The following is a 541-nucleotide window of genomic DNA, read 5'->3' as shown; positions in this document are numbered from 1 at the left end:
ACCGGCTGCGCGAAAGCCTTGGTCTCTAGAGCCTTGGTCTCTAAAGCGCGATGAGATTTGGTTGAATCATTATCGCGCTTTAGACCTTTGTTTGAGCACGATCTTTTCGGAAAACCGCTTCGCACTTTTCCGGATCATGCTTTAGAGCAGCTGGCGCGCCGCGAAGTCCGCGAACGGGCCAGGGCGCGCGACAAGTTCGGCGTAACTTCCCACCTGGACCACCTTGCCGCCCGACAGCATGATGATGCGGTCGGCCTGGCGTACGGTACTCAATCGATGTGCGATGACGAGGCGCGTGATAGGAAGCCGCTCCAGCGAAGCTGCGACGATCGCCTGTGTCCGATTGTCGAGCGCGCTGGTCGCCTCGTCAAAGAGCAGGATCCGAGGCGCCCGCGCAAGCGCCCGGGCGATCATGACCCGCTGCCGCTGGCCGCCGGAGAGCGTGTTGAAGCCTTCGGAAACCAGCGTATGCATACCCATCGGCATCTGCTGGATGTCGGTGTCGAGACCGGCCTGCCTCGCTGCCTGGGAGGCAGCGAGG

At 61.7% G+C, this 541-nt stretch carries 1 protein-coding gene; it reads right to left on the bottom strand.

Annotation, left to right across the window (positions count from 1 at the left end; translation table 11 throughout):
• Positions 1 to 141: 141 nt before the first annotated feature.
• A partial coding sequence (locus GRP75_RS28985) for an ATP-binding cassette domain-containing protein (RefSeq protein WP_160791113.1) occupies positions 142 to 541 on the bottom strand: 400 nt, incomplete at its 5' end.

Origin of the sequence: Paenibacillus sp. OT2-17, assembly GCF_009827695.1 — a bacterium.
GTDB classification, from domain to species: Bacteria; Bacillota; Bacilli; order Paenibacillales; family Paenibacillaceae; genus Paenibacillus; species Paenibacillus polymyxa_B.
The sequence above is the reverse complement of the archived record's forward strand: the minus strand, read 5'-3'. Positions and strand labels throughout refer to the sequence as shown.